The organism is Streptomyces sp. YIM S03343 (assembly GCF_054729195.1).
Genome location: NZ_JBPUKX010000001.1, coordinates 6,375,720 through 6,402,085, shown reverse-complemented (window position 1 = coordinate 6,402,085; position 26,366 = coordinate 6,375,720). Strand labels below are relative to the sequence as shown.

The following is a 26,366-nucleotide window of genomic DNA, read 5'->3' as shown; positions in this document are numbered from 1 at the left end:
GTTTCGTGCGGGACAGGCGGGCAGGTCGTGGCGACGCCGGGCGACTACGGCCGAGGCTGGGTGAACAAGCCCGGCTCGGTCTCGGCCAGGATGCCGCGCTCGGCGAGCCGCTTGAGTTTCAGTCGGGTGTTGTTGATGTTGTTGGGCGCGATCGCCAGGTCCATCGCCTCGCACACCTGCCGCGCACGCAGCGGATGGTCGGCCGCGGTGAACACCGCCATGATCTGCTGGTAGGCCGGATGGTCCGGCAGTTTCGGGGCCGGTGGCGCGGGCGGGGCCGGATCGGGCAGCGCCAGCAGCGTCTTGCGGGTGATCCGGACCTCCTCGGCGGCCCGGCCGAGTTCGTCCAGCCGTGCGGTCAGCTGCGCGATCTGCTCCCTCGTCACCTCGGCCTGCACGGCGATCTCCCGTTCCTGCTCCTCCAGTCGCGCCAGTACCGCCCCGAGGGTCAGCTCCCCGCCGGTCATGTGCTGCGCCAGGCCGTAGCGGTGGCCCCGGTCAGCCGACGGAGTATCACCGCGGTCATCGCCCAGTACACCCGCGACTCCGAGCTGCGTGGCCGGTGCTCGTAGTCGCGCACCAGCCTGCGGTGCAGCATCAAGATCCCGTGGGCGCGCTCCACGACCCACCGCTTGGCCTGGGGAACGAACCCGCTCTGTGCGGGATTGCGCTCGACGATCTCCACCTCGATGCCCACCTTCTGGCCGTGCGCGATGACGGCATTCTTGAAGCCCTGGTCGACCAGGGCTTTCTCCACGGTGTCGGTGTCGGCGGCGACCTTGTCCAGCAGCGCGATGCCGACGGCGTTCTCGTGCGCCGACGCGGCCGCCACGACCACCGCGATCACCAGCCCCAGAACGTCAACGGCCAGGCCGCGCTTGCGGCCCGGCACTTTTTTTGCCGCATCACACCCCGTCGACTCAGCGGGCACCCCAGCCGCCGCGCGCACGCTCTGGGTATCGAGCACCACCAGGCTCGGGTCCGCCTTCCGACGCGCCATCTCCCGCACCTGCCAGCGCAGCAGGTCGTGAATGGTCTGATCGATGCCGTCGTCACGCCAGGTGTAGAAGTAGTACTTCACCGCGCCGGGCGGCGGAAAGTCGTGCGGGAGCAGCTCCCACTGGCAACCGGTCCGGCCCTGGTAGAGCAGCGCATTGACGATCTCCCGCATCGCGTACCGACCCTGATGGCCGCTGACCGACGGATGCGCGGCCTTCCACGCGGTGATCACAGGCTCGACCAGCGCCCACTGCTCGTCGCTCACGTCGGTCTTGTAGGGCTTGCGCTCGCTCACGGCGACCAGCCCAACATGCCCATGGCCGCCAGCCGGCCGGGACGCCGCACCGCCACACGATCAGGTGACGACAAAACTCCTATCCACTCTCATACCGCCCTCTGAAGGCCGCGTTCACGAAGTTCCGGAACCAGCCGATCTTCATGTACGCCAGCACCAGGGCGCCGATCAGCGCCGCGATCGCCAGGACGATGAGCATGACCGGGTTGGCGTCCATGGCGATGTTCAGGAGCCACTGGGCCGCCGCAGCGGCCTTCTCCGCTATCGCGGTCGCCACGAGCTGGACCTTCTGAATCGCCCAGGCCGCGGCGGCACGCACGCTCGCGAGCGCGGACCGCAGGAGGTTCTTCGTGAAGTCCAGGGCGGCCAGTGACGCCGTCCTCATCGCGAGGCCAACGGCCCGCATCCCGGAGACCAGGCCGGTCCAGGCGGACGCGGCTCCCGCCCGGGTCGCCCGGCCGACGGCCAGGGAGAAGTTCTTCACGGCACCACCGGCGGTCTTCGCACCGCTCACAGCGCCGTCGAAGCCCTTACGGAGGGCCCCGCCGAGCGAACCGGCCTTCCCGGAGAACCCGGAGGCGGCCACGCGGGCGTCCCGGAATCCCTGGACGACGCGCCCGCCGGCCTTCACCGCGGAGACGCCCATCTTCCCGAAGGAGACGACCGTCTGCGCCGCCGACATGGCCAGTTTCGCCGCGTAGGCGACGACGGACAGGGCGAGGACACCGGCGATGACGGCCGCCAGGGCGACAGCGACGTCCTTGTGCTGGCCGAACCAGCCGATCACGGCGGTGACGACCGGGATCAGCTTGGTGCCGATCTCGATGGCCACGACCTGGATCGTCTGCTTGGCCTTGGCCATCTGGACGTTGAAGAGTTTCTGGGTGGCGTCCCAGCCCTCGACGTTCTTCGACGCGTTGTTGAAGGACTCCCCGACCTTGTGCACACGCTCCTTGAAGCCGTCGGTGTTCTCACCGGTGAGCTGGAGAGTGGTGTTGAGGCCGATGGCGCCGCCAGTCATCTTCCGGATGGCGTCGGTGTACGTCGTCGCCGCCGGGCCGCCCCGTTTGAGGGCGTCGTTGAAGCCGTGGGACTTCTCGTAGAGGGTCGCGAACTGCTGGCCCATCGCGTACTGGTCGGCCGGAAGCTGCTTGATCGACTTTCCGTACGCCTTGACGGAGACCGACCCGTTCTGGAGGCCGGTCGCTAGGTTCCGCACCCCGGACGGCATCTGATCGAGCATCGTCTTGAGGTCGGCGGCGGCCTGCTTGCTGTTGTTGAACGCCGAGAGGAGGACGGTGCCGGACTTGCCCATCTTGCCGAGCACGGTCTGGGTGAGGAGGTCGAGGGTGCCGGTCAGGCCGCGCTTGCCGATGTGGGTGCTGACGTCGGTCGCGGACAGCCCGAAACGCTGCATGGTCTGCACGGCAACGTTGTTCGGGGCGGCCAGGCTCCGGATCGTCGAAGCAAGTTCCTGGGTGCCCTCACGGGCGCTCGTACCGTGCTGGGTGAGGGTGGCGAGGGCACCCGCGACCTGCTCAAACTCGATGTGGTTCGCGGAGGCGATCGGGAGGACCGTCGACAGGGAGCCGGCGAACTCCTCCATGGTCATCTTGCCTTCGCCCGCGGCGGTCTTCATCCCGTTCATGACCCGGACGGAGTCCTGCGCCTTGAGGTGATACGACGCCATCACCGACGTCATGGCGTTGGTGACTGAGTCGAGGGAGGCGTTCTCCTCGCGGGCGCCCTGCGCAGCCGCTTTGAGGACTTTCAGACCGTCGGCACCCCGATAGCCGGCCTTCTCGATCTGGTACATGCCGTCGGTGAGGTTCTGGAGACCTGTACCGGTACCGGACGAGATGTTGAGGATGCCCTGACGGACGGTGGCGAGGTTCTTGACGGTCTCCCCGGCCGCGGTGTGCAGGACCATCGTTTCGGCCTGGAAATCGCCGGCCATCTTCACCGAGGCGACACCGACACCGGCCCCGATCAGAGATACGGAGCGGCCCATCTTGGCGAGACCGGCGAACGCGGTGGCGCCCGACTGCTGGAAGCCGCGGGCGGTGCCGTCGACCTGCGCGCGGGCCTGGGCGAGAGTCCCGCGGAGCTGGGTCATGTCGCCCATGAGGCGGACGACGACGGGCGGGAGCAGGCCCTCGGACACGGCGCCCCCTCTCTGGGTAGGGCGCCGTCCGGGCGCGGGTGTTACGTGATCAGTGGCGGTTGAGGGCTGCGCGCCATGCGGAGTGGTAGATGCTGGTCAGGGCACCGGTGACGGCCAGCCGCTCGTAGGCGGGCCGCACGTACGGGCGGGGCGGCAGCTCGGTTGCACCGCGGCGGCCGGTGACGCCGCCGAGTTCCTGGATGCGCCCGTACACGACGGTCGGCCCGATCTGCGCCTCCCAGCGGCCGGTGCCAAGCGGCACGGGCCCCTTGACGGTGATGGAGCGGCGCAGGGTGCCCGTCACGAGGGACGGCGGCTCCCCCGGGCTCGACGGTGTCGGCGTGCCGCGCGGGTGGCTGGACGTCGTCAGCTTGGTCTTGATCTCCCGTTCGAGGAGGTGCGACGCCTGCGCTGTCGCCACCCGCGTGGCCGAGTTGAACGAGGCGACGAGGCCCTCCAGGGCCCGGGTCAGTTCTGTGACACCGACGACCTGGACGGCGCTGCCGGACATTCGGTCACCCCCGTTCGGCTTCCCGCATGGCCTTCTCGTGGGCGGACTCCCGGGCCGCGTCGACTTCCAGGGCCATTTGCGGGAGCCACACGTCGAGCCAGGCGGGGATCTCGTCGACTTGGGCGGGTGTCCACCGGTACCGCTCGGCGTACCAGAGGTAGTCGTACGCGTCGTCGACGGGGGTGATCGGATGGTCCGGCGGAACAGTGTGTCCCTCCAGCCGTGCCCTTAGGCGGCGGAGGGCGCGGTAGGGGATGCCGCGTCCTTCGCGTCCTTCGGGTCGGGCTTGCCCGGGAAGAGGAGGGCGCGGGCGGGCTCGACGGCTTCGGAGAGGGCGTCGTCGTCCTCCAGCGGCACCAGGTCGAGGGAGGCCGGGGTGACGCTGGGGACGGGGAACTCGTACGACCAGTCGAGGATGAGGACGGTGAGGAGGCCGTTGATGAGGTCGAGGGCCTGCGACAGGTCGCCAGCGTCGGTGTCCTGCACGGCCCGCATGGCCTTCTGCTTGTCGCCCCGGCGCAGGGTCTTGGGGTCGCGCAGTTGGATCCAGGCGCCGGAGGGGAGGGGGACGCGGTCGGTCGTGGACATGGGGGCTCCGAATCAGGTGAGGGGGCGAGGGGTGAAGGGGCGACGGGGGGTCAGTAGGTGCCGGGGGGCACGTTGTTGGTCACGGAGACCTTGATCGGGCTGTAGCCGCCCGAGCCGCCGGCGTTGGTCGTGTTGAGGAGGGCCTGGAAGGAGTTGCCGTACTCGACGGCGGTCTTCGAGCCGTCGGCCTCGGACTCCGTGAATGCGGCTGACTGGCAGTCGAGTTGGAAGACGACCTTGTTGGCGCCGGTGAGGCCGTTGTCGATGTAGAGCTGGAGCTGCGGCTGGCTGTTGTTCAGCATGTAGAGCAGCGGGCTCTCGTCGGCGGCGACGAAGTTGAGCTTGCCCTCCACGGACAGGCCGCCGCGCTGGATGATGTACGGGGACTGCGAGCCGCTGTTCGTGTAGTACGGGGAGAGCTCCCGCTTGATGGTCAGTTCGCCGTCGGTGACGGTGGAGACCAGGGTTCCCCCGACGGCGGGGCCGCCGATGCCGACGAGCATTCGCCAGGAGGCGACGGGCAGGACCGTCGAGGGGGCGGCGACGGGGGCGGCGCCGAGCGGCACCGACGGGAAGCTGGTGCCCTTCGCCGACCAGGTGAGCAGCTCGCTCTCGGCGTTCCACTTCAGGCCGACTTCGCTGAGGCAGAGGCCAGGGTATTGGCGGGCGCCGGACACCTGGGTGGGGCCGAGGAAGTGGGTCAGGGTGTGCGACAGCGGTTGCCCGCCCCCGGAGTTGAGTAGGGAGTGGGCCTGCGTGTAGGGGGCGGTGACGGGCTGCACGGCCTGCGACGCGGTGTGCTGGTAGACGAGGCCGCCCGCCGGGCTGGTCAGGGGGATGCTGTAGGGGCCCGCACCGGTCGGGGTGCCGGTGACGAAGCATTCGGCGGTCGCGCCCGTTCCGATCTGCACGGTGGTCCCGGCGGGGATCGTCGCCGCGGTGGTGATGGACGCGGTGCCCGGGTTCGCGGTCGCCGAGAGGGTGGTGGCGCCGGTTCCGGTGGAGGTTCCGGTGTAGGCGAGGTCGCCGAGGATGTTCCGCAGGAAGTAGCCGATTCCGTCGCCGTAGGCGGGGCCGCCGAGCTCGAACTCGGCCGACTTGACGCCAGCGATCTTCGCGAAGGAGTCGGTTCCCATGCTGCCGCGCCACGACTTGTCGTCGAGGAACTGGGGATTTTCCTTGGGTTTGGCCTCGTCGACGAGGACCGTCGCGGTCATCGCCACCGGTGTGCCCTGGCTCACCTCGTTGGCGATGCCGACGAATTGCTTGGCGGGGGCGTAGGTCGTGGGTGTGGGCACCGGTCACTCCTCGCTGGACGGGGCCGGCGCATTGTCGGCGTGCTGGTTGGGGTTCTTGCTGGTCGGGGCCCAGCGGCCGTCGTCGGGCGGCCCGGCAGGCCAGGCGTAGACGGTGGCGGGGGTGTCCGGGGTCGCCGCGCGGGCCGTGAGCGGGACGTGCGGGTAGACGCAGTCGGCGTAGTGCGTGTACTCGTACGCGGCCGGGCCCGCCGGGGTGTCGGCGGTGGCCGGTGCGGCAGCCTCGTCCGGCTGCGGCGTCGGCTTGGGGTCCTTCACGGACCGGTTGGAAGGCATGCGAACTCCGCAGGCAGAAAAGGGAAGGGGAAGAGGGCCGTCAGGCGTTGACGAACTCGATCGCGGCGAAGGTGATCTCGACGAAGCTCTTGGTGAGTTCGGCCGTCGACTCGGGTTGGCTGTAGCTGACGTCGATGCCGTCCATGCCGCCGTCGGCGTGCTCCCCGGCCTGGAACACGCAGCCGCCAAGGGTCCGGTCGAGCCGCATGTGTTCGAGGAGGGCGTCACGTAGGGCGTGCGCGTCGTCCTGGGCGTCCTCGGCGTACTGGCAGCGGGAGCGGATGTAGCAGTTCAACGTCACCTCGTAGGTAATCTGCTTCATGCCGCCGTGCTCGCCTCCGAGGGCGACGCGGTGCTCTGAGTGGCGGGGGATGAACACCACGACCTGGCATCCGGTGCGGGTGCCGGGCGGCATGCCCCAGTAGTAGTCGGCGTGGTCGTCCCGCTTGGGCCAGGCTCGGCGGACGACGCCGACGCCGTACTTCGTCAGCGGGGAGGACCGGTAGCTGCGTGTCTGCTCGTCGTACGCGCCGCCGAGGTAGCGGCAGATGCCGTCAAGCACGGTTTGGACGCTCACATGCGCCTCGTGTACGAGTTGAGGATGCGTCTGGCCTCAGCGACGAGTCCGGAGCCGCTGCGGCGGCTGTCGTCCTTCCGGGTCGTCGACGCCAGAGAGGTGTCCGGGTAGGAGTCCTCCGCCGTGGTGTCCGGCCGCATCAACTGACTGATCGCGTGGTTGATGACGGCTAGGCGCATCTCTCCGGGCATCCCGGACCAGCCCGAGCCGCTGGTGTGCGCGTACACGGTCGGCGCCGCGAGAGGCACTACCGCGGGCGTCTGCGGGACGGTGGCGGCGGGCGGTGTCCAGGACGGGGAGACGGTGATGGTCTCCTCAACGCCGGGCTCCCACAGCCGGTACGTGGCGCCGGGCAGGATGCCCGTCGGGTTCAGGACTGTGAGCGACGTCGCACCGACCTGGGTGTCCGCACCGAGGAGCGTGGACACCCAGCCGGCGGTGTAGACGAGGTCTACCCAAACGCGCCCCCGGGACGTGACCCGCCCGCCGGGAACATAGATCGTCTGATCCCTGGCGATCCGGGCCGGCGGGGCTGTCAGCGTCGTCATGCGGGCGAGAGTTGTGCCGTAGGAGACCGCGGTGACGGACAGGACGGGCCGGTCTGACGGAAACACGCTGAGGACGCCGTCGTGGTCGATACGGCCCCGCGTGCTCAGGGTGACCCGATGCGCGCCGAGCGGCTGGTTAGCGGTGTTGTCGGCCCAGCCGGACGACTTGAGGAGAATGTTCGTCAGCGCCGCCGTCTGTGCTTCCGGGTCGGTAACGCCGGATCGCAGGGTGTCAAGGTCGAGGCTGGTCGGGTGGGCCCGGAACTCGGCGGCGGTCACGTACGGCGTGGCCGGCATCGTCGGTCACCTCCTCCCGGCGGTCAGGGGGTCGGCTGCTTGGCGGGGGCCCGCTTCGCGGCCTTCTTCGGCCCCGGGGCCGACACGGGGGCCGGGGCGGGGTCGGTGAGGGCGGCAGTCGCGGACGCGGCCTTGACGAGCTGCTCGACCGCGCCGAGGAGAGTCGCTGGGTCCTTGCGGCGCTCCAGCTCCTCCGCGATCAGTCGCCGCTGCCGCTCCACGTCGTCCTCCCACATCGGGCGGCCGTGCAGGTGGAAGCTGTGGAGCCGTTCGGAGACTTCGTCGGGGAAGTCGAAGCCGCCGGCCTCGTCGGCCTGGAATGTGCCGAAGTCGGGGTCGTCGAGGGCGATTACGCCCGTGCACGAGTACAGGCGCATGCCTGCTCCTAACAAGGGGTGAGGGAGAAGGTTGGGGGCGGCGGGCCGGGGCTCCGCAGCGCGCGGCTACAGGGCCCCGGTGGCCGATCAGCCGACGTTCGACAGGGTTGCCATGGCGACGGGGGCGCGGTTCACGAAGGCGCCCACGGAGCGGATCTCGAACTCGCGGCGCGGGCCGCCACCGGCCGTGCCCGCGATACGGCTGATGCCGTAGTCGAACTGGGCGCAGTCGCGCAGGTTCCTGTACTCCAGGACGTTGCTGATGTTCGCCTGGGGGAACGGGACGCGGTCGGTGCGGGCGATGATCGTGCCCGGCGGCAGCGACGTGTGGACCTCGATCGGGACCGTCACGCCACCCGCGGGCGCGTTGACGATCTCGCCGACCCGGCCGCCCGCGGTCACGCTGATGCGGCCGGAGCTGTCGGTGTTGAGGAACGTGGTCGCGGCGTTCGACGACAGGACCAGGTTGGCGATCTCCTGGGCCTGCGCCGCGTTCATCATGAGCGCGGTCGGGGACGCCTTGATGGCGTTCCACAGGGCCAGGAAGATGTAGTTCTCGATCTCCTGGACCTGGCCGCCCGCGAAGGTGAGGGCAGCGCCGTCGAGGCTCTTGAAGGTCGACGGGTTGGCGGTCCCGGTGCCCGCGGTGACCCACTGGCCGTTGCCGTTGTAGTCGCCGCTGAGCGACGCCATGAAGCCGTCGTAGTCGTTCGCGTTCGCCGAGCCGTTGTCGGCGGCGGCGTTGAACGTCGGCCTCGAGTTGGCCGTGCCCTTCCACGAGGTGGTCAGGTCCGGGACCGCGGTCCCGGACGGCAGGGCCTGGTCGGCAGCGATGACCTTGTTCATCGTGACGGTGTTGACCGTGGTGGTGGTGTAGTAGTACCAGGTCGTGCCGTTCGCCGACTGGAACCAGTCGTACGCGACGGCGCCACGGACCGCGCCGACGGTCGCCGTCAGGCTGTTCGTGGTACCGGACGCGAACGTGGTCGAGGCGCTGTTGCCCTGGGAGTTACCCGAGCCGTAGTAGTAGCCCGAGCCGGTACGGGCCGCGACACCGACGTACACGGCGACGGCGCCGATGGTGCCGCCGGTCGCGGACTGTGCGATGGTCGGCGCGGCCGGCCGGGCCAGCGCGAACGACTGGGCGCCGAGGAGCTTGCGGTCGTCGCCGATCAGAACCTGGTTCAGGGTCTGGAAAGTTGCGACCTGGAACGGGTCGGCGTAGCCGGTGGCGAGGTCGTAGCTGTCCTGGGTGACCAGGCCGGCGAGGCCGGTCGGCTTGTACTTCGCCTGGAAGTCCTGCTCGTTGAAGACGACCTCGTTCGCGGCGTAGTCGAAGCCCATGGACGGGTCCGGCTGCGACGCCGTGGTGTCCATGATCGCCCGCCACACGGCGTACGGGGCACCGTCCGTGGGCTTGACACGGGAGACCAGGTCACGGAACGGCGTGACGACCGGGATCAGGGTGACCAGGCCGGAAAGGTCGTACGAGTAGACGCCGGTCCCGGTCAGGATCCCGGTCGTCTGAGCCTTCTGGATGGCGTCCAGGGTCTCCTGGGTGACGTTTTCGAGCGGAGCGCTCAAGGGGTGCCTCCTGGGCATGCGAAAACCCCCGGACGCGGGCGCGTTCCGGGGGTTCGAGGTATCGGGGTGGGAGGTGCGGCGATCAGGCGCCGCCGTGGATCGCCCTCAGCGCTTCGATCGCGGCCGTCTGCATCTCGACGGCGACGGCGTTCTGCTCGGGCGCGGAACCGAAGTACATGGTCTGCTTCAGCTCGCGGGCCTTGGCCATGTCGATCGGCGGGGCGCCGTTGTCCTGGCCGCGCAGCACGGGCTGTACTCCGTTGGCGAGCACCTGCGGGACGGCGGGCTGCTCCTCCAGCACCTTGATCTGGCCCTTGAGGGTCTCGACGAGATCCGCCAGTTCGACGATGGCCTCACCCTGCTTGGTGAGCTGTGCCATCTGTCCGGCGCTGTGTTCGTCGAGCATGCCCTTGACCAGTTCCGTGAGGCGGCTGCTCTTGAGGATGTCGTCCGAGTCGGTGTCGGTGGTCTTCGTGACGTCGTCGCCGTCGGCCGGGGTGACGTCGTCGGTGGGGTCGGTGGTCTTGGCTACGCCTTCGGCGGGGACGCCGACCTCGGCGGCAGGGGCCGCCTCCAGCGAGGCTTCCGGGGCTGCGGGGGTCTCAGGCTCCTCCTCGTCGACGGCGTCGGCCCCGGAGATTGGGGTGATCTCGGTGGGGTCGACGATCCCCACCAGCTTGCCCTTGGCGTCGTAGACGGCGACCATCGGCGTCTTGCCCTCGCCGTCGGCCTTGCCGACCGGTTCAACGGCCGGGGTGACGTCGGCGGCGGTGGGGGCGGGGGCGGTGCCGGGCTCCGGCATGTCGGTCTCCTTCTTGGCGACCGGACGGCCGCTCTCCGGGGTGTCGGGTGCGGCCGGCAGGGAGGCGAGTACCTTCTGGAGGGACTCGACGGCGTCCCGGATCGCGCGCTCGTTCGCAGCGGACAGGGACCGGCCGGCCTTCGCGACCTGGGTCAGGGACTCGATCACGTCGAGGGGCGTCGGGTCGAAGTCGGCGAGGGCCTTCCCGACCGCTTCGAGCTCGGCGGTGCCGCGGATCGCCTCGGCCTCCTCGTCGACTGCGAACGGTGCGAGAACGCTGATGGCGTAGTCGATGGCGCACGCGGCGTCGTCGAGGTCGAGGGCGGAGCCGTAGTCGTCCGCGTCGGCGGACGCTGCCTCGAGGAGTTCGCGGTCGGCCATGACGCCGAGCGCGCTCTTGGCGCGGGAGAGGATGGCGGTCCACTTACGTGCGGTGGCCGCGTCGACGGCCTCCCACGCTGGGGAGCCGGGCGTGTTGGCGTCGCCGGGGGCATTTTCCTCGGGCTCGGCGAGTACGACCGTCGGGTCGAGGTCGGCTTCGGCCATGGTGTCCGCGTCCTTCGTGATGGGGGCGCCGTCGTCGACGAGACGGCCGCCGGCCTTGTGGATGAGCTGGGCGAGGGCGCCGGGCGTGCCGGTCATGGTGACCGTCTCTCCCGCCTCGGGGGCGGGGTCGGTGGTCTTCCCGATGAGGTCGCGGATCAGGTCCGGCGTCATGAGGCCGGTCGGGCCGCCATCGCTGGCGCGCTTGGCGATGAGGAACGTCATTCCGTTCGCGGCCTTATCGACCAGGTCAACGCGCGGGATGTCCGCATCGATGAGTTCGGTGAACTCGTCGTCGGGGTGGGGCATCAGCTACTCCGGGGGGTGATGCGGCGCGCTGATCCCTGGGGCGAGAACCCGGTGATCTGGCCTGCCTTGTAGAGCTGCCAGGCGGTCTCGTCGCAAATGCCGCCGACGAGCCAGTCGCCGGCCTTGACCACCGTGCCGTCGCCGAGGTCCCAGTCCGGGCCGCGGTAGATGTAGGACTCGGTCACCGTGAAGTGGCCGATGGTGTCGTCCGGCCCGTGGAACAGCCCCACCTGGGCGCCGCCCGGGAGGAAGCTCCACGCCGCCTTCTCCAGCTCAGCGGGACTGAAGTAATCCCGCCCGCCGTCGGCACCGCGCTTGATGTTCGGGTCGGGGCCTGCCTGGTAGGCGACCCCCAGCAGATACCTCTGGGGTTCTGTCATGGCACGCCTTTACAATGGAGGAGTGAAAAAGACCTGTTCAGTGGCCATGTGCAACCTCCCGGTGTACGCCCGCACCTGGTGCCGGTCCCACTACGACCGGTGGAAGAAGACCGGTGACGTCCAGGCCAACGTGCCGATCGCCAGCCGCCAGAAGAGGACGGGGACTTGCCGCGTCGAGGCGTGCGACCGCCCGATCGAGGCCCGTCGCCTGTGCGTTGGGCACCTGCGCCGCGAGGACAAGTTCGGCGACGTCCGCGCCGACGTCCCCCTCAAGCGCCCGTCGGACGGGCGTTGTTCGGTGGCGGACTGCCTTCGCCCGCATGCTGGTCTGGGGTGGTGCGAGTACCACTACGCCCCGTACCGGCGTTACAAGCTGACACCTGCGGCGTACGCAGCCCTTCTGGAGTCCCAGGGGGGCGGGTGCGCCATATGCGGCACGGAGCCCACCCCCACGGTGGGTATGCACGTCGACCACGACCACGGGTGTTGCCCCTCCCGTAAGCAGTCGTGCGGGAAGTGCGTTCGGGGCCTGCTGTGCAGCAGTTGCAACCTGATGCTCGGATATGCCAAGGACGACCCCGACGTGCTGCGACGGGCCATCAGGTACCTGGCTACGCCCCACCCGTGACGGGTACGAGGGCGCAGCGGCACCAGGGGTGACCGGGAGGGGCGGTCTGGCCGTTAGGGAAGAAGGTGCCGGGGCGGCGTGGGCCGGCCTCGGCGTTGTCTGCGCAGAGGTTGCAGACGCGGCCGTCGCCTGCCGACACCCATTCGACGGACTCGATGCCGTTCGCCAGGTAGGTGCGGAGGCTGGCCTGGGATACGGCGCGGCACAGTTCCGTCGTGGCGATCATTTCGGCGCGGGTCGCGTCGGTGAGGAGCGCTTCGATCGCCTTCGCGATCGTGGTCGGGCTGTCGCCCCGCTCGGCGCCCTCGGCGAGGAGTCGGCCGAGGGCCTTCATGCGGGTTGCGGCCACCGATCGGATCGTCACCCCGGCGTCGTTCAGGAGGGCTTCGAGGCCGGCGCCGTCGGCGGTGTCGCCGAGGAGGAGTCGGGCGGCCTTCGTGTCGCCGGGTTCCCAGGTGTCCCAGTTGATACCGGCGCCGATCCCGGTGATTCCGGCGGCGTCCTCGGCGGCGGCGACGCCGATGAGGTAGCCGTCGGTGCAGATGCCGCCGATCGTGGCCTCGATTGCGGCCGCGAGGTCGGGGGCGTTCTTCTCCAGCCAGCGTTCGGCCTGCGCGTTGAGGTCGCGGATCCGGTCGGCCCGCCTGCCGGCCTTGGAGCGCGGGTTGAGGGCGAGCCAGGCGTCGACGAGGCGGCGCGGGTTGACGGCGCCATGGAAGGCTGCGGCAAGTCGGGGAGCCCAGTGGCGGACGGCCTTGAGGTCCATCCGCCAGCCGAGCCACCGGCCCGCGCCATCGTCAGCGCCGCCGCCTTTTGGGTGGGCCGCCTTGGCGATGCCCAGCTTCTCGGACACCGACTCGCCGTCGTCGTGGCCGTGTGAGCCGTCCGTGTGCATCCAGCCGTCGATGTCGTCGAACCGGATGGGCATGCCGCACGGGCAGCACATCGTCTCGTCGATGTCGTCGGCGATGGGTACACCGAGTCTGTCGAGCACGAGGTCCAGGGCGTCGAGGAGTTCGGGGCGTACGACGGGATTGCCTCGCAGTTGCTCGGGGTCCCACCAGGCGATGGCCTCGACCTGGTCTCCATCAGGGTCGTCGGGGTTGGTGACCTGGTCGCGGCGGCCGAGGTCCAGGGCCGTCTCCGTGGGGACGGTGTAGACGTATCCGGCGTAGATGCCGGACACCCAGGCCGGCTCGGAGAAGGCGAGTTCGGCCATGGCGTCGGGGTCGAACGGCAGGATCATGCGGGTTTCTTCGCACCACTCGCGGACGGCCGCTGCTACGGGCTTCTCGTCGCCCTCGCAGTGCCCGCCGGGGAATTCCCAGGTGCCGCCGGCCGGGTCGTCGGGGGCCAGGGCACGCTGGAGCATGAGGACGCGGCCGGTGTCGGCGGCGCGGACTGCGAGTCCGGCGCATGCGATCTCCCCGGCGTCCTTGCGGACGGCGGCGCGGCCAGCCTGGTTGAGGCGGTGGCCGGTGCGCTGGTCAACGTGCCGGAACTCGAAGTCCCGCCAGGCGCCGTTGCGGCGGCGGGCCTTGCGGAACGAGCGGAACGCGGACAGTTCCCGCTTGGCAAGCTCCGCCGCCTCCTCCTGGTCCTGGTCGCCGTCGTCGAGGTCGTATCCGGTAATGCCGGTGTCGGCGGTGATGCCCTCGCCCGGTGCGGTGTCCTTGCCCAGAGCGGTTTCCGGTTCCTGCACGGCCTGCCGTACCTCGGTCTGGTAGGTGTCGGCGACCGTGTCCGCGGAGGCTGCGTCCGTGGTGCCAGCGGCCGGGAGGATTCCGGGGGCGGGCACGAACGGTTGCGACAGCGCGGGCTGATCGGCTGCCGGCCCATACGTCTCCGGGTCGACCCGGCCGCCGATGCCATCGATGGCGACGAGCGGCACAGGCCCGGAGTTGGGCGTGTTGTAGAAGCGGGGGGTGGGGCGGGCCGGGTCGCCGGGCAGGCCGAGGAGTTCCTCCCGGCCCTCGTCGGCGGAGGCCATGCCAGTGTCGATGTAGATCTGCCACGCCTGGGCGAGGGTGAGGCGGTCTTCCTTCTCCTGCCCGGTGTCGAAAGAGAACTCAAGCGGGAGTTGGAGGTCGTGCTGGAGGAACGAGGTGAGGATGCCCTGGACATGGGTGACGAGGGGCAGGTCACCGACGCGGTGCTGAACGTCGGCCTGTGTCTCCCCGGACGACTTGTTGACGGTCTCGGTGAAGCCAAGGTCGCTCGGGACGATGTGGTAGGCGGCGCACGTCTTCCGCATCAGGAACAGGGAGAAGCTGTCGGAGAAGTCTTTCTCGTTCGACCATTCGATCTTGCCGCCGCCGGGCATCCACCGGATTTGGTGTTTGGTTGCCTGGTCGCCGTACATGGCGGCGTCCCAGAGGCCCTGGAACTCCTCGATCTGCTGCGGTGTCCAGCCCTCGGGGGCGGACGCGAACGCCTCGGGAATGTTCCCGTCGGTGAACCTCTGGAGGAAGTACTGCTGGAAGCGGAGGTCGGTGTTCGCGTTGAGGAGGATCGACTCCATCGGCGCATGCCCATACGGGCTGTTGGAGCGCGGTCGGAAGGGCACGTAGATGAGGTCGCGGCGCGTGAGCTGGTTCCACGGCACGCCGTTCGCATACTGCATATACGCCGGGGCCGGGGCCTCCGGGGAGCGCCCCCAGTAGTCGAGGAGGGGGGCGATGGTCGTGCCGTCGACGACGGACAGGCCGATCGCCCGCCCGGCGCGGTTGCGGCGCCGATAGAGGGTGCCGGCGTCGTAGGCGAGGATGTCGTACAGCCAGGTCGCGAACCAGGTCGGGAAGGGGGTTTGGCCGTCGGGCGTGGCGAGGGCCGCCATGCCCAGGTCGATGGCTGCGTCGGCGTCGCCGGAGAATCCTCGCTTCGGGACGAGGGACCAGTCGAGGGCGCGGATGGAGTCGATGCGGTGCCAGATGCACATCTGCGCCACGTCGTAGGCGTCGATGAGGCCGCGCAGGGTGTCGAAGGAGACTCGCTCGTGCGACTTCGGCCGGGCACTGATGTTGTACCCGGTGACGTAGTCGTGGGCGCGGGGTGTGCGGCTGTACCCGTCGTACGGGGAGATCGGCAGGCCCGGGGAGAACGGCCGTGTTTGCGTCATCCCGGCGGTTTCTTCGGCCGCCTGCATGTCGGCGGGGGCCCCGGTGCCGAACACCTTGGCGAGCCGGTCACGGAGGCTCATCGCGGGCGTGCCTCCTCTCTATGCGAGACCGTCAGTCGCGGGCGGTTGTCCAGTGGGCGGGGAGTGGCAGGCGGAAGACGCGGGCGAAGGGGGTCTGGACCGGGGTTTCCGGGGTGCAGTTGCATCCGGGTAGGAGGGCCGGGTCCGGGGCGGTGCAGGTGCTCTCGTGGATGCAGGCGGCGGCGTCGAGGCCGATGGCGTGGAGGTGGCAGGCGTACACGGTGCGGGTCATGCCGTCGCCGGTGGGTAGCGGCCCGAACTCGGGGGGCGGCAGTTGCGGGTCGGCGTGGAGGAGGACCTGCTGACGGCGTTCAACCTCGGTGGTGATGAGGTCGCTGACCTCGTCGGCGGTCGGGCGGCGCTGCCAGTTGACGGATGCGGGCTCGCCGCAGGCCGCACACGGAGGTCCTGCGGGCAGGGCGGGCAGGGCGGGCGGGGTGGACATGCTCGGTGTCCTCCGGTCAGGTGACGGTGAGTTGCCCGACGGGGAGGACGGGCTGTTCGGGGTTGTCGGTGATGCGGAGGAAGACCGCGTACCGGCCGGGGGTGAGGGTTGGGCCGGTGCTGCCGGGGCCGACGAGGATCTGTGCCTGGTAGGCGTTGCTGCCGGGGATCGCGGTGGTGCCGTCCCAGCCGCCTGGGTACCAGGTGGCTGGGCGGCCGTTGATCGTGGTGAACGCGAACTCGACGAGGTCACCGGTGGGGTTGTACGGCTTGCCGGTGACGGTCACCTCGACCTGGGCCTGCACGTACTGGCGGGAGTCGCGGTCGATGCTCTGCACGGCCCCTCCTACATGTCGGTGTGCCAGCGGCTGCCGGTAAGCCAGGCCCGCCAGGTCGCTCCGCGCTGCCCGGCGGTCCAGCGGGTGAGGGTTCCGGCGGTGATGACGGCGATGTCCCGCAGGGCGTGGTAGACGCTCACGCCCACACCGGTCACGGCGGCGGCGGTAGTGGTGAGGAGGAGCACGAAGACGTGCGTCGCGGTAGTCGACGCGCTGGTGTGCGCAGTGGCGGCCGTGGTGCGGCCGATTCCGCGTCGGCCGGTCGTGGCGGTGAGGGCGTCGGCGCGGGCAGTCAGTGCGGCGGCGCGGGTGAGGTCGCGGCCGGTCACCGCGCCCGCCGTGTACGTGTGGGCGGCGGCCCGCAGGAGGCCCGCCCCGGTCGTGGTGGCTGCGGTGAGGGTGCGGGAGACCCCGGACCGTGCCGCCGCGGCGGTGTGCGCGGCCACCGTGGTGGTGCGGGCCAAGCCGCGGCCCAGGTGGGGGCTGCCGGTGGCGGTGCCGGGCATGTTCAGGGCGGTCCATCGGGTGATGGCCCGTTGCCCGGCTGCGATCACGCTGGTGGTGATCCCGGCGCGGCGGACGATGCCCGTCCCGGCCGCCGCGGTGGTGGGGAGCAGGCTCGTGGTGGCCCGTTGTAGGCCGGTAGCGGCGTGTGTGCCGGTTGTGAGGGTGAGGAGTGCGGTCCTGGCCCAGGAGTAGGCGTGTGCGGCGGTTGCGGCGGCCGTCAGGGCGATCTGGCGGCCCACGCGGACGCCCTGGGCACCGGTTCCGGCCGCCGTGGCGGTGTGGGGGCGGCCCAGGGCGCGCCGGAGCCCGCCGGTTCCGGTCGCGGCCGTCGCGGAGAGGGCCCCCACGCCCCGACTGGTCGCCGTGCTGGTGCCGCTTGCGGTGGTGTGGGTGCGGCCGTTACCCCGGACGAGGTCCCTGGCCCCGGTCGCGGCCGTGGTGAACACGGTGTGCAGGGCCCGCCAGGTGGTCACGCCGGCCGTGGTGGCCGTGACGACGGCGAGGGTGATCCGGCGTGCCGTACCGGTCGCCGTGCCGACAACGGCGGTGGCGGTGGCGGTGAGGAACCGGCCGGTGGCACGGACCGTGGTGCCGGTCGCGGTCGTGACAGTCGTGTAGGTGCGGGAGAGGACCGCCCGCCCGGCCGTTGCGGCGGCTGTGGCGGCCGTACCCGCCTGGGTGCGAGCCAGGGCCCGGCGCACCGTTGTAGTGCCCGCAACGGCACCGCTGACGGTCACGGTGACGACGCGGGACAGGTACCCGGCGGCGACAGTCACGACGGTGACGGCTCGTCCGACACCGCGCCTGGTCGTCGCGTTCGCCAGGGCGGCGGTGAGGAGGTTCAGGCCGGGGACGTAGGCGAGTTGCCCGCCCGCATGAACGTCCTGGGCGTGGGCGAGTTGCGGGCCCCGGACGAGGGCGCCTCCGACGGTGCGCGGGGCGCTGTAGGAGGCGGTGAGGGACCGTCGCATCGCTGCGGCGAGGTCACTCGCGGTGGGCTGGCCGAGGCCGAGGCCGCGCCGCAGGTTGCTCATGGCGACGGTGGCCGCCGGTAGCTGCCGCCCGACCCCGTGGGGCGCGGACACGAGGCTGGCGGCGGACCCCCAGAGCGTGAGGGCCCGTACCGTGGCAGCCGCCATGGTGCGGGCGGCCGTCGCCGCGGCGGCGAGCCGGCGGGCGAGGCCGCGGCCGACCGTGGCGGTTGCGGTCGCCGCGGTGCTGCGTGCGAGGGCTGCGCCCCGGGCGAGCCCGGTGCTATTCGTCGCCGTGGCGGCCCGGATGATGCCCGGGCTGCGTCCGAGCCCTGTCGTGGCGCCAGCCGTACCAGCAACGCTGACGGTGCCGGCGGCCCGGACGAGGACGGCGAGGGTGGCCACGTTCCCGGCCGTGTCCTGCGTGGCGGTCGGCGCGCTCGCCGCGGTGACCGCCGGTGTCCACACCACGCCGTTGCCGGCGGCGGTGACGGTGTACGTGAATCCGCTGCTGCTGCCGGCAACGACCGTGTTCGACACGTACGCGTACCCGATATACAGCTCGGCCCCGGCCGTCGGGGTGAGGGTGGCCCACGTGACCGACGTCGTGGCGGACCCGGAAGCGCTGTCGCCCGTGCCGTCGCCGCTCCACACGGTGTTGGCGAGGTTTGAGGAGAACTGCTCGGCGCACAGTTCCGTGGACACGCCGGTGATGTCCGCGTTGAAGGTGGCCGTGACCGTGGTCGACCCGGTCGAGGTGATGGTGCCGAGCCAGATCTCGATGGTGCCGTTGACGACGGCCTGCGATACCGACGCGATCCGCGTCCACGTCGAGGGGCCTCCGCCGGTCACGGAGGACACCCCGATGGCCTGGTCGGCGACGCGGATGATGAGGAGCCAGGCGTTGCCCACGACCGGCCCGGACACGGTCAGGGTGCTGACGCCGCTCCCCCGGTTCTGCTGGAGGGTGCCGACGGCGGAGATCGTCACAGTTCACCCCCGCCCGGGCCTGGTGCGGTCAGCGATCAGGAGAGGCTGAGCTTCGTGGTGGCCGTGAGGGTGTCACCCGAGTTGAGAGCCAGGCCCGTGAAGCTCGCGTGGATGAACAGTGACCCGTTCGTGACGGCGGTCGAGCCGGGCGTGTTGCCCCCGGTGACGGTCGCGCCCGCGGAGTGCGTTGCGGCGGCGGACCCGTTGGCGCCCCGGGTCACGGTCCAGGTGGTGGTGCCCTGACCGGCAGTCACGGTCATGACCTCGGAGTCGATCTGGATGTTGTAGTTGCCCGAGCCGGGGAAACCGGACGCGGACGTGACCGTGATCGATGTGGCTGTCGTCGAGGAGACGGCTGCTGACAGGGTGGTCGCGGCGGGCTTGGATGGCGAGTCCGACAGGAATGTCTCCGTGATCGTCTGTGAACTCGCCGAGGTGAGGGTGCCGGACGCCTGATAGGTGTCGTTCGTGCTCGTCGTCGTCACCTGCGAACTGGTGCCGGTGACGCGGGCCTCGGCAGCCTCTTGGAAGGGTGCGATGTCCGTCGCCGCGGCGGTGCCGCCGCCGATGCCCCAGCCGATGTACTTCGGCTCGGCCTGCGCGGGCGTGGCGCCGATCAGCCGCGACGCCACGATCTCGCGGCCCTTGCTGGTGAATGCGACCGTGGTGGCCATTCCTACTCCCTACTGGCGGCCCGTGCCGCGTGTCGATTGGCCGCTGCTGCGCGGCGGTTGAAGCGGGGCTGGCCCCACAGGCGCCACCAGAGGCGGCGGAGGGGGTTGCGGTGCCAGTAGACGCCGACGCCTAGGTCGATGACCGAGCCGTCGGCGCGGGTGATGACGAACTCCGTGCGCACGGCACGGTGGGACGCCTTCGCAGTCGGTGTGCTCACAGCCCGCCTCCAATGTCGTGGTGTGGTTACTGCTGGTCCCGGAAGCGGGCGTCGCGCATGCGCTTCCGGATGACGGCCGGGTCTTCCGACATGGCGGCGGACGGGTCGAGTGCCGGTGACGCATCCGGCGCTTCTGCCGACTGGCCGTGCTCGGGGGCGGGTTGGGCTGCGGCCTCGGCGAGGGCCCTGTAGTGGTTGATCCACGCGTGCGCGCCGGTCTGGTCGAGGAGGAGGTACGCCAACGCCTGGCTGGTCGCGTCGACCTGGTCGTCGTGGGTGGCGTTGGGGAACGCGGCGGCCTCGTCGATGAGTTCGTCGGGGTCGAACAGGGCGATCGCCCCCTCGGGCAGGTACACGTTGCCGGCCTCGATGACCGGGGATACCGCGTTGGCGCGGGCGTACTTCGACTCGGTCGGGGTGACCGCGATGATGCCCGGGATCTTGCTCTTGAGGGTGGAGATGACGGCCGTGCCGTTCGCCTTGTCCTCGACGAGCTTGGCGGTGGCCTGCGGCCAGCGCTTCACCATTGCCTCGAATGCAGCGAGGGTGTCGGTGAAGGAGAGCCGCTTACGGACCTGGTCGAGCAGGAAGACGTCCGCGCCCTTGCGGGCCCACACCTGGCCGACGACGAAGTCGCTGCTCTTGGTGTCCTTGAACGTCATGTCCCACGACATGATCAGTTGGTCGAACTCGGTGACCCGGTAGGCGTCCGGCTGGTCGGGGTGCTGGGACCAGAGGGGCACGCCGTAGCGGCGCCACCAATGGCGTTTCCACACGTCACCGGCAACCGGGGACGGGCGCCCCTGGTAGAGGCTCGTCCAGGTACGGGAGCCGACGTCCTCCCGGGTGTCCTCCCAGTCCTTCGCGGTACGGCCGCGCGCCGAGAGGAGGTATTCGCCGGGGGCCCGGCCAAGGGGGTCGGTCTGCCCCTCCTCGGGCTTGTGGTCTGCCTGCGCTGGGATATTGATGTGCCGCCACTCGCCGCGGGCGTCCTGGGCGAGAAGGCGTCCGGCAAGGTCGTCCTCGTGCCAGCGGGTGAGGACGACGATGACGCGGGTCTCGGGGCCGAAGCGCGTTCGGGCGGCATCGGTCCAAAAATCCCACACACGCTCGCGGAAGATGAGGCTTTCGGCCTGCGCACGGTCCTTGACCGGGTCGTCGATGATGAGGATGTCAACGGGGCGGCCGGTGAGGGCGCCCTGAACACCGACGGAGTACACGCCGCCGGTGTGGTCCTGGATCTGCCATTCCTGCGCCGATGACGTGTCGGTGCGGATAGTCAACCCGAACTTGTCCCGGTTGGCCCGGATGTCATTCCGGATCGCGCGGCCCCAGCGGCGGGCGGTGCCCAGCTCGTACGAGGCGATCGCGATCCGCTTATCGGGGTCGCGCGCGAGTATCCACGCGGGAAACGTCCGGGACACCCGTTGGCTCTTGCCTTCCTGCGGGGGCATGGTCCAGATGAGCCGCTGGCACCGGCCCTCGGCGACGTCGATGAGGCTCCGGTCGAGAAGGTCGAGGGCGGGGGTGCGAACGATTTTCGGGTCGAGGGCCTTCGCCAGGTCGTGGGGGGTGGGGTAGCGGTCGGCTGCTGCGCTACGACCTTCAAGACGGTCGGCGGCCAGGGCGAGCGCGTCCATGTCGGTGGACACTGCTGGCCTCCAGGTGGTGCTTACACGGCGCGCAGGTGACGGGCAGCCGCCTTCCGGGCGTCGTCTGCGGCCCGTCCGGTCACACCGGCAGCAGCGAGCGCGGCTTCGAGGGCGGACACGAGGGCTTCGGCCTGCCGCTCGGTGACCCGGGCCATACGGTCCTCGATGTTCAGCTTCGCGATCATGCCGAGGACGTGGCCGGTGCGGTCCATCGCCCGCTCGTAGAGGGCAATCTCCGCGCGAAGCTGCTCCGACCCGGACGCGCCTTCATAGCGGATGCGGTCGCCGAGCTGGTTGACGATGCCGCCGATGGCCTCCTGCCAGGCGAGGACCTGCCCGGCGAGGCGGGACAGGGCGGCGAACGGGTCACCGACAGCGGCAACTTCCATCTGTGCGAGGGCCCTGCGGGCCTCACTGTCAGCCTTTTCCGCGCGGGCGCCCAGGCGCTGTGTGCGCGTGTTCCCGCCGTGGAGGCGGCAGTGCCCGAACCCGACGTGGTCGGTGCCCCACCCGGCGACGAACGAGCATGTCTCGCCCGGTGCACCCTGCCGTTTCTGCGCACCGCACCGCGGCTTACCGTCGTCGGCGCGCTCGGGGCGCAGGCCGCTCAATCTCGGCTCCGCTGGTTGAGGCGGAGCGCACGGATACGACGGTCACCGATGGCGAGGGCGGTTGACACCGCGTTCAGGTCGCCCTTCATCGCGGCTGGCCAGACCGCGGCCTGGAGCCGGTTGTAGCGGAGGACTTCGAGGACGCGAAGGGGGTCGGTGGGCAGGCCGTCGTACTGGGTTTCCGCAACCTCAAGCGCGGCTTCGAGAGCATCGGCGGCATCGTCGTAGCCGAGTTTCTCGGCGATCGTGGTCCAGTCGACGCCTGCGAGGTGAAGTGTCAGGGCTTGGGCGGCTCGCGCATCGGACACAGTCGGTCACCTCCTGGTGAGGGGAAGGAACGCCGTGTGGCCCGCCCCCTGGGGTGCAGGGGCGGGCCACGGGCGTTCGGTAGGCCAGTGGGTGCCCGGGCGCCCCCAGGGTTCCTGGGGGCGGGCCACGGGGCCGTCAGTAGGTGCCGAGGCGGGGTCCGTAGTCCTCACCGGTAAGGGCCCGGTACCGCTGGCACGCCTCGACGTAGATCGCACCCTCCTTGAACCGCATACGGGCCGGGCTGGCGCCGACGCGGTCGAGGATGGTGCGGAAGGTGTCGAGGTCGGGGTTCCGCGCGCGGGTGAGGCGGCGCAGGGCGGCGTAGTCGGGGTGCGCGGCGATCGCGTTGCCGCGCGGCCGGCGGGTTCCCATGGTCAGCTCGCGGGCGAGACCCATCACGTTCTCCCAGGTCAGAAGGCTGTCGGTAGCTCCAGCTTGGGGAGAGCGGGGTGGCTTCTCAAGCCGCTTCGGCTTCTTCTTCGTCGGCCTCGCCGAAGGCGTCTTCGACTCCGTCGGGCAGGTGGATATCGACGTCGCCGCACGCCTTCGCAGCCTCGGCCCGGTTGCCCTTGCAGAACACCAACACATCCTGATGGGTCCGCCCAAGGTTGCGGGTCCCGGTGAACGCGCGGGCGGCCATGATGGGCAACGAGCCGACGGAAGTGACGAGGACAGCCCCGGAGGCGTAGACGAGGCCGGCGGCGAGCGCGGCGCGGATGGTGGAGCCGCGCAGGTCGTGGAGGGCACCACGGTTGTCGCGTGCGTCCCCGGTGACGAACACGGCGAACCTGTTCGGCCTCAGCGCCCGTGCCACACCGGCGATGATCCGGGCGTACACCTCGTCGAACGCCTCATACGACATCGCGGAGAGATCTTGCGGGTCGCTGCTGTATTCCTCGAGGTCGTAGTAGGGCGGGCAGGTGAACACCATGTCGGCGCTGCCCGGTTCGAGGGTCTTCACCCATTCGGCGCTGTCGCCGATGGACCAGGTCGGGTCGGCGGCCAGGAGGCGGCGGGTGGTGAACTCGTCGCGCTGCTCCCGGTTCGATTCGATCTGCTCGGCTCGGAGGTCGTTTCCGCGGTAGGGGCGTCCGAGGATGCCGGCGACGATGCCGCGTACGGAGCCGCCCGCGAACGGGTCGAGGACGGTGCCGCTGGCTGGGGAGAACCAGCGGTAAGCGAGTTCGCACAGCACGGGGTCGAACACGGACGTGCCGGACGCTACGGCGGTCTCCGGGCGGGCGTAGTGGTCGGCCTCGAACTCGGCGATCGTCAAGGGCCGCCCGAGGGCCTGCTCGACGGCCCGCTTCTTGTTGTAGTAGTCCGGGTCGGCGCGCTGAGTGTGGAAGACGAGCCCGCCGTCACGGCCGACTTCGGAGCGCATGCCGAGGCTGAGCCACTGCTTCTTGCGGGTGCGCCACCAGCCCTGTCGGGCGTCGAGGACGTCGAACGGGGGGATGAGGAACCGGTCGGCCAGGGACGGGTTTCCGCTCGGCTCCTCGTCGGCCTGGTCGTCGTTGTCGAGGTCGTCGAGGTCCGGCGGGGTGAGGAGGGCCATCACGTCGTCGTCGGTGTAGCCGGTGCCCTCGTAGTCCCCGTCCATGTACGACAGCAGCTCGGCGAGGGCGTCGTTGTCGTAACCGCCGAGTTCCGAGAGTTTGTTGTCGGCAAGGTTGATGCGGCGGGCGTCGGAGTCGTCGCATGCGACTATCTCGCAGCGGGCGGTTGTGCCGTCCCAGTCTCCGTCGGCGCACATTCCACACGGGGTGTCCGGGTCGTCGGCGTATTCGCATTTGCCGGGGCCGTGGGCCTTGAGGGCCAGGAGGGTGTGGTTGCCAGCGAGGACGATGAGCGCACCGTTGGGGACCTGCCTGACGACAAGACCCCGGTACTGGCCGTTACGGCGGAGGCTGGTGAGGATCTCGGCGGGGTTTCCCCGCTTGGCGTTGCCGGGGAACGGGGTCAGTTCGTCGAGCGGGACGTCACGGGTCTCGACGTACACGGCTGGCATGAGGGGAGGGCTCCTACCGGAGAAGAGGAGGGGTGGGGTGGCGCGCATCCGGCAGGGTTCCGGGAGTTCAACCCGCCCGAGGGGTCCCCGGCTGCCTGCCGTCCTTGATCAGCCACTCTTTGCTAGTGCCGAACCCGTCGGGTCGGGTGGTGGCGCGCGGCGCGCTGGCGCATCGTCGCGGGCCCGGCAGGATTCGAACCTGCAACTCGCGGCGTGAACCGCTGCTCTGCCGTTTGAGCTATCGAACCCGTGGGGCGGGTCCCCGGCCGGGAGTCGGCGGCCGGGGACCCGCGTGGGGTCAGCCCTGAGCGGAAGCCGGTGCCAGCTCGGCCTGCTCCGGGGCTGTCGGCGCCGCGTCCTCGGCCGTCACGACGGCCGGCGCGGCGTGCTCGACGATGTGAAGGACGTTCACGACTTCACCGGTCGTCTTGCGGAGTTCGGCGAGCACCTGGGCCACGATCTCGTCACGGATCTTGTCGAGTTCGGGGACGAGGGTGGAGACGAGGCCCTGCACGAACGCGTCGAGTTCGTTCTTGCCGCCGCCGAGGAGGTGCCCGACCTCGTGCTTGATGTGCTCGACGAGGTCACGGAACCGGCCGGCGAGGGAGTGGCCTTCGTCTTCGAGGCCGTTGACGAGTTCGTGGAGTTCGTCGAGGACGGTGGGTGAGTCGGACATGGGTGGTGCCTCCGGGCGAGAGGGGTGAGGGCTCATAGTTGGGCGAGGAGTGCGGCGATGCCGGTCCAGGAGTTCGCGAGGGCGGTGAGGCGTTCCATCAGCACGAGGTCGCGTTCTACTTCGGCGTTCCGCAGGATGCGTTGGGCGTTGTCGAGGGCGACGCTGATGGTGAGGGCGTCGGTGCCCGACCCGTCCGGGCCGTTGGCCGTGTCGGGGGCTGTCATCGGCTGGCCTGCTGCGCGCACCGGGTGCAGGGGAGCTTGCGGTGGTGCTGCTCGCAGGTGTCGTTGCGGGCCGCTTCGTAGCGGGGGGAGGTGCCGAGGAAGCCGTGCATGGCGGCGGTCTGTTGCCGGGCGGTGCGGCGTGATACGGCACGCCGGTCGGCGCGGGTGGCACGGAGCCTGTATCCGGCGGGCAGGGAGGGCATGGGTAACTCCCGTGCAGTGAGGGATGGTCGGCCGCCACGCACCCCTCAATGCGTGGCGGCCGACGGGGATGGACCCCGCCGGAAACGGTGTGTCCGCGCGGGGCCGGTACAGGGGCCGCCAGGTCAGGCGGCGGCGGGAAGGAGGGGGGTGCGCTTCGGGGGGACCTTGACTGCGCCGGTGGCGACGTCGCGGACTTCGAGGTAGTCGTAGCGGCCGTCGTAGGAGGTGATGCGGCCCTCGCTGGCCCATCGGGTGACGGTGCCCTTGGGCTTGCCGATGAGGTGGGCAATGTCGGCCGGGGAGAGGAGGACCGGACGGTACGTCATCGCGGGTGCGGCCTCTCAGGAATGACGAAAGGGCCACCCTGTTGGGGGCGGCCCTTTGACAGAACTCTCAAGATTGGCAGGACTATGACTCACTCCTGCCGATCATGTCAAATCCCGTGTGCGGCGCGGGCTTGGGAGGGGTCCCAGGCGACGGCGGAGGTGCCGGTCTGGTGGTGCTTGCCGGTCGTGCGGGGCCTGGTGTCGGGGTTCCGGGCGGCCCAGCCCTCGACGGCGGTCGGCGTGTGGGGGCTGTGGTGCTTGCTGGTGTGGGTGTGGGGCTTGCGGTGTCGGCCGGTGGGTTTCTCCCCGGTGTCCGGCTTCCGCTCCCCCGAGCCTTCGGCCGCGGAAGAATTGCGGTGTCGGCCGGTGGGCGCGGGCGTGTGCACCCTGTACGAGGCTGCCACGACTGGTTTGGTAGCGGGGGCCCAATATCCGGCCATGCCCGCCGTGTTGGCGCCGGTTCCGGTCAAGGCAACTCGGGGCGTGGGCTGTTCGGGAGGTTCGGCCTCCTCCAGCGGCTGATCGCGGGAAAGCACGGCGTCCGCCCTGCCGATCGACACGCCGAGGGCCGCCAGGAGAGCGCCCAGGGCCATGAGGGCGCGGACGGTCGCGCTGCCAGCGACCATGAGCGGGCGGGGTGGGGCGGCGTGCTTGCCTGACTGCTGCTCGTTGTCGTCGTCGCTGGCCGCGTCGGCCTCGTTGGTAACCAGCGTCAGGTGGGTGCCGCCACTGCGCGTGCGGCGGTGGGTGGCGTGCGGAGGCGTGTGCATCGGCGGGGAGTCCCTCGAAGGGCCGGGCGCGGTGAGGGCGCGCGAAAT

At 70.3% G+C, this 26,366-nt stretch carries 30 protein-coding genes; 1 reads left to right on the top strand and 29 read right to left on the bottom strand.

From position 1 onward, the window contains the following. Positions 1 to 44: 44 nt before the first annotated feature. The 13 genes from ACSYGN_RS28125 to ACSYGN_RS28065 all read right to left on the bottom strand — a co-directional run bounded on the left by ACSYGN_RS28125 (position 45) and on the right by ACSYGN_RS28065 (position 11,566). On the bottom strand, positions 45 to 467 hold the full coding sequence (locus ACSYGN_RS28125) for a hypothetical protein (RefSeq protein WP_460394075.1): 423 nt from the start codon (positions 465 to 467) through the stop codon (positions 45 to 47). Next, complete coding sequence (locus ACSYGN_RS28120) at positions 464 to 1,294, bottom strand: IS5 family transposase (RefSeq protein ID WP_460394073.1); 831 nt, start codon at positions 1,292 to 1,294, stop codon at positions 464 to 466. The genes ACSYGN_RS28125 and ACSYGN_RS28120 overlap by 4 nt, the downstream gene beginning before the upstream one ends. Before the next feature lie 79 nt (positions 1,295 to 1,373). After that, complete coding sequence (locus ACSYGN_RS28115) at positions 1,374 to 3,458, bottom strand: phage tail tape measure protein (protein WP_460400383.1); 2,085 nt, start codon at positions 3,456 to 3,458, stop codon at positions 1,374 to 1,376. A gap of 49 nt (positions 3,459 to 3,507) precedes the next feature. Next, positions 3,508 to 3,969, bottom strand: coding sequence for a phage virion morphogenesis protein (locus ACSYGN_RS28110; RefSeq protein ID WP_460400381.1), 462 nt, complete (start codon positions 3,967 to 3,969; stop codon positions 3,508 to 3,510). 228 nt (positions 3,970 to 4,197) lie between these two features. Beyond that, a complete protein-coding gene (locus tag ACSYGN_RS28105; RefSeq protein WP_460400379.1) occupies positions 4,198 to 4,557 on the bottom strand; it encodes a hypothetical protein in 360 nt (119 codons plus the stop codon). A gap of 50 nt (positions 4,558 to 4,607) precedes the next feature. Further along, complete coding sequence (locus ACSYGN_RS28100) at positions 4,608 to 5,855, bottom strand: phage tail tube protein (protein WP_460400377.1); 1,248 nt, start codon at positions 5,853 to 5,855, stop codon at positions 4,608 to 4,610. A 3-nt stretch (positions 5,856 to 5,858) separates the two neighbouring features. Beyond that, entirely contained in the window at positions 5,859 to 6,149 is a 291-nt protein-coding gene (locus tag ACSYGN_RS28095; protein WP_460400375.1) for a hypothetical protein, read from the bottom strand. 40 nt (positions 6,150 to 6,189) lie between these two features. Continuing rightward, positions 6,190 to 6,711, bottom strand: coding sequence for a hypothetical protein (locus ACSYGN_RS28090; protein ID WP_460400373.1), 522 nt, complete (start codon positions 6,709 to 6,711; stop codon positions 6,190 to 6,192). A gap of 11 nt (positions 6,712 to 6,722) precedes the next feature. After that, positions 6,723 to 7,571, bottom strand: a complete 849-nt coding sequence (locus tag ACSYGN_RS28085; RefSeq protein ID WP_460400371.1) for a hypothetical protein — start codon at positions 7,569 to 7,571, stop codon at positions 6,723 to 6,725. Between the two features lie 23 nt (positions 7,572 to 7,594). Then, a complete protein-coding gene (locus ACSYGN_RS28080) occupies positions 7,595 to 7,948 on the bottom strand; it encodes a hypothetical protein (protein WP_460400369.1) in 354 nt (117 codons plus the stop codon). Positions 7,949 to 8,035: 87 nt separating this feature from the next. After that, positions 8,036 to 9,532, bottom strand: coding sequence for a hypothetical protein (locus ACSYGN_RS28075; protein ID WP_460400367.1), 1,497 nt, complete (start codon positions 9,530 to 9,532; stop codon positions 8,036 to 8,038). 82 nt (positions 9,533 to 9,614) lie between these two features. Next, the gene (locus ACSYGN_RS28070) at positions 9,615 to 11,186 is read right to left on the bottom strand and encodes a hypothetical protein (protein WP_460400365.1); all 1,572 of its coding nucleotides are present in this window, start codon (positions 11,184 to 11,186) and stop codon (positions 9,615 to 9,617) included. Continuing rightward, positions 11,186 to 11,566, bottom strand: a complete 381-nt coding sequence (locus ACSYGN_RS28065; RefSeq protein ID WP_460400363.1) for an XkdF-like putative serine protease domain-containing protein — start codon at positions 11,564 to 11,566, stop codon at positions 11,186 to 11,188. The genes ACSYGN_RS28070 and ACSYGN_RS28065 overlap by 1 nt, the downstream gene beginning before the upstream one ends. A gap of 22 nt (positions 11,567 to 11,588) precedes the next feature. Here ACSYGN_RS28065 and ACSYGN_RS28060 point away from each other — a divergent pair, with 22 nt between their 5' ends. After that, positions 11,589 to 12,194, top strand: coding sequence for an endonuclease VII domain-containing protein (locus ACSYGN_RS28060; RefSeq protein WP_460400361.1), 606 nt, complete (start codon positions 11,589 to 11,591; stop codon positions 12,192 to 12,194). On the opposite strand, the gene ACSYGN_RS28055 is transcribed toward ACSYGN_RS28060, so the two are convergent. The 16 genes from ACSYGN_RS28055 to ACSYGN_RS27980 form a co-directional block, all read right to left on the bottom strand. Beyond that, positions 12,178 to 15,393 carry a phage portal protein gene (locus ACSYGN_RS28055; RefSeq protein WP_460400359.1) on the bottom strand — a complete coding sequence of 1,072 codons (3,216 nt, stop codon included), beginning with the start codon at positions 15,391 to 15,393 and terminating at the stop codon, positions 12,178 to 12,180. The genes ACSYGN_RS28060 and ACSYGN_RS28055 overlap by 17 nt on opposite strands. Positions 15,394 to 15,424: 31 nt before the next feature. Beyond that, on the bottom strand, positions 15,425 to 15,838 hold the full coding sequence (locus ACSYGN_RS28050; RefSeq protein WP_460400357.1) for a hypothetical protein: 414 nt from the start codon (positions 15,836 to 15,838) through the stop codon (positions 15,425 to 15,427). A gap of 16 nt (positions 15,839 to 15,854) precedes the next feature. Beyond that, positions 15,855 to 16,175, bottom strand: a complete 321-nt coding sequence (locus ACSYGN_RS28045; RefSeq protein WP_460400355.1) for a hypothetical protein — start codon at positions 16,173 to 16,175, stop codon at positions 15,855 to 15,857. 8 nt (positions 16,176 to 16,183) lie between these two features. Then, positions 16,184 to 18,643: a hypothetical protein gene (locus ACSYGN_RS28040; RefSeq protein WP_460400353.1), complete on the bottom strand. Its 2,460-nt coding sequence runs from the start codon at positions 18,641 to 18,643 to the stop codon at positions 16,184 to 16,186. A 35-nt stretch (positions 18,644 to 18,678) separates the two neighbouring features. Next, the gene (locus ACSYGN_RS28035; RefSeq protein ID WP_460400351.1) at positions 18,679 to 19,317 is read right to left on the bottom strand and encodes a hypothetical protein; all 639 of its coding nucleotides are present in this window, start codon (positions 19,315 to 19,317) and stop codon (positions 18,679 to 18,681) included. 2 nt (positions 19,318 to 19,319) lie between these two features. Beyond that, a complete protein-coding gene (locus ACSYGN_RS28030) occupies positions 19,320 to 19,535 on the bottom strand; it encodes a hypothetical protein (RefSeq protein ID WP_460400349.1) in 216 nt (71 codons plus the stop codon). A gap of 26 nt (positions 19,536 to 19,561) precedes the next feature. Further along, positions 19,562 to 21,187 carry a phage terminase large subunit gene (gene terL / locus ACSYGN_RS28025; protein WP_460400347.1) on the bottom strand — a complete coding sequence of 542 codons (1,626 nt, stop codon included), beginning with the start codon at positions 21,185 to 21,187 and terminating at the stop codon, positions 19,562 to 19,564. 20 nt (positions 21,188 to 21,207) lie between these two features. After that, positions 21,208 to 21,576, bottom strand: coding sequence for a hypothetical protein (locus ACSYGN_RS28020; RefSeq protein ID WP_460400345.1), 369 nt, complete (start codon positions 21,574 to 21,576; stop codon positions 21,208 to 21,210). 218 nt (positions 21,577 to 21,794) lie between these two features. Continuing rightward, complete coding sequence (locus tag ACSYGN_RS28015; RefSeq protein ID WP_460400343.1) at positions 21,795 to 22,106, bottom strand: hypothetical protein; 312 nt, start codon at positions 22,104 to 22,106, stop codon at positions 21,795 to 21,797. A 136-nt stretch (positions 22,107 to 22,242) separates the two neighbouring features. After that, complete coding sequence (locus tag ACSYGN_RS28010; protein ID WP_460400341.1) at positions 22,243 to 22,503, bottom strand: hypothetical protein; 261 nt, start codon at positions 22,501 to 22,503, stop codon at positions 22,243 to 22,245. A 61-nt stretch (positions 22,504 to 22,564) separates the two neighbouring features. Continuing rightward, positions 22,565 to 24,118, bottom strand: coding sequence for a hypothetical protein (locus ACSYGN_RS28005; RefSeq protein WP_460400339.1), 1,554 nt, complete (start codon positions 24,116 to 24,118; stop codon positions 22,565 to 22,567). 298 nt (positions 24,119 to 24,416) lie between these two features. Then, positions 24,417 to 24,794 (bottom strand): hypothetical protein, encoded by a 378-nt coding sequence (locus ACSYGN_RS28000; RefSeq protein WP_460400337.1) that lies wholly within the window; start codon positions 24,792 to 24,794, stop codon positions 24,417 to 24,419. Positions 24,795 to 24,826: 32 nt separating this feature from the next. Next, on the bottom strand, positions 24,827 to 25,018 hold the full coding sequence (locus ACSYGN_RS27995) for a hypothetical protein (protein ID WP_460400335.1): 192 nt from the start codon (positions 25,016 to 25,018) through the stop codon (positions 24,827 to 24,829). Further along, on the bottom strand, positions 25,015 to 25,221 hold the full coding sequence (locus ACSYGN_RS27990) for a hypothetical protein (RefSeq protein ID WP_460400333.1): 207 nt from the start codon (positions 25,219 to 25,221) through the stop codon (positions 25,015 to 25,017). Before ACSYGN_RS27990 ends, ACSYGN_RS27995 begins: the two co-directional genes overlap by 4 nt. A 123-nt stretch (positions 25,222 to 25,344) precedes the next feature. Further along, positions 25,345 to 25,548 carry a helix-turn-helix domain-containing protein gene (locus tag ACSYGN_RS27985; protein WP_460400331.1) on the bottom strand — a complete coding sequence of 68 codons (204 nt, stop codon included), beginning with the start codon at positions 25,546 to 25,548 and terminating at the stop codon, positions 25,345 to 25,347. Between the two features lie 107 nt (positions 25,549 to 25,655). Further along, a complete protein-coding gene (locus tag ACSYGN_RS27980) occupies positions 25,656 to 26,318 on the bottom strand; it encodes a hypothetical protein (protein ID WP_460400329.1) in 663 nt (220 codons plus the stop codon). Positions 26,319 to 26,366: the final 48 nt, after the last annotated feature.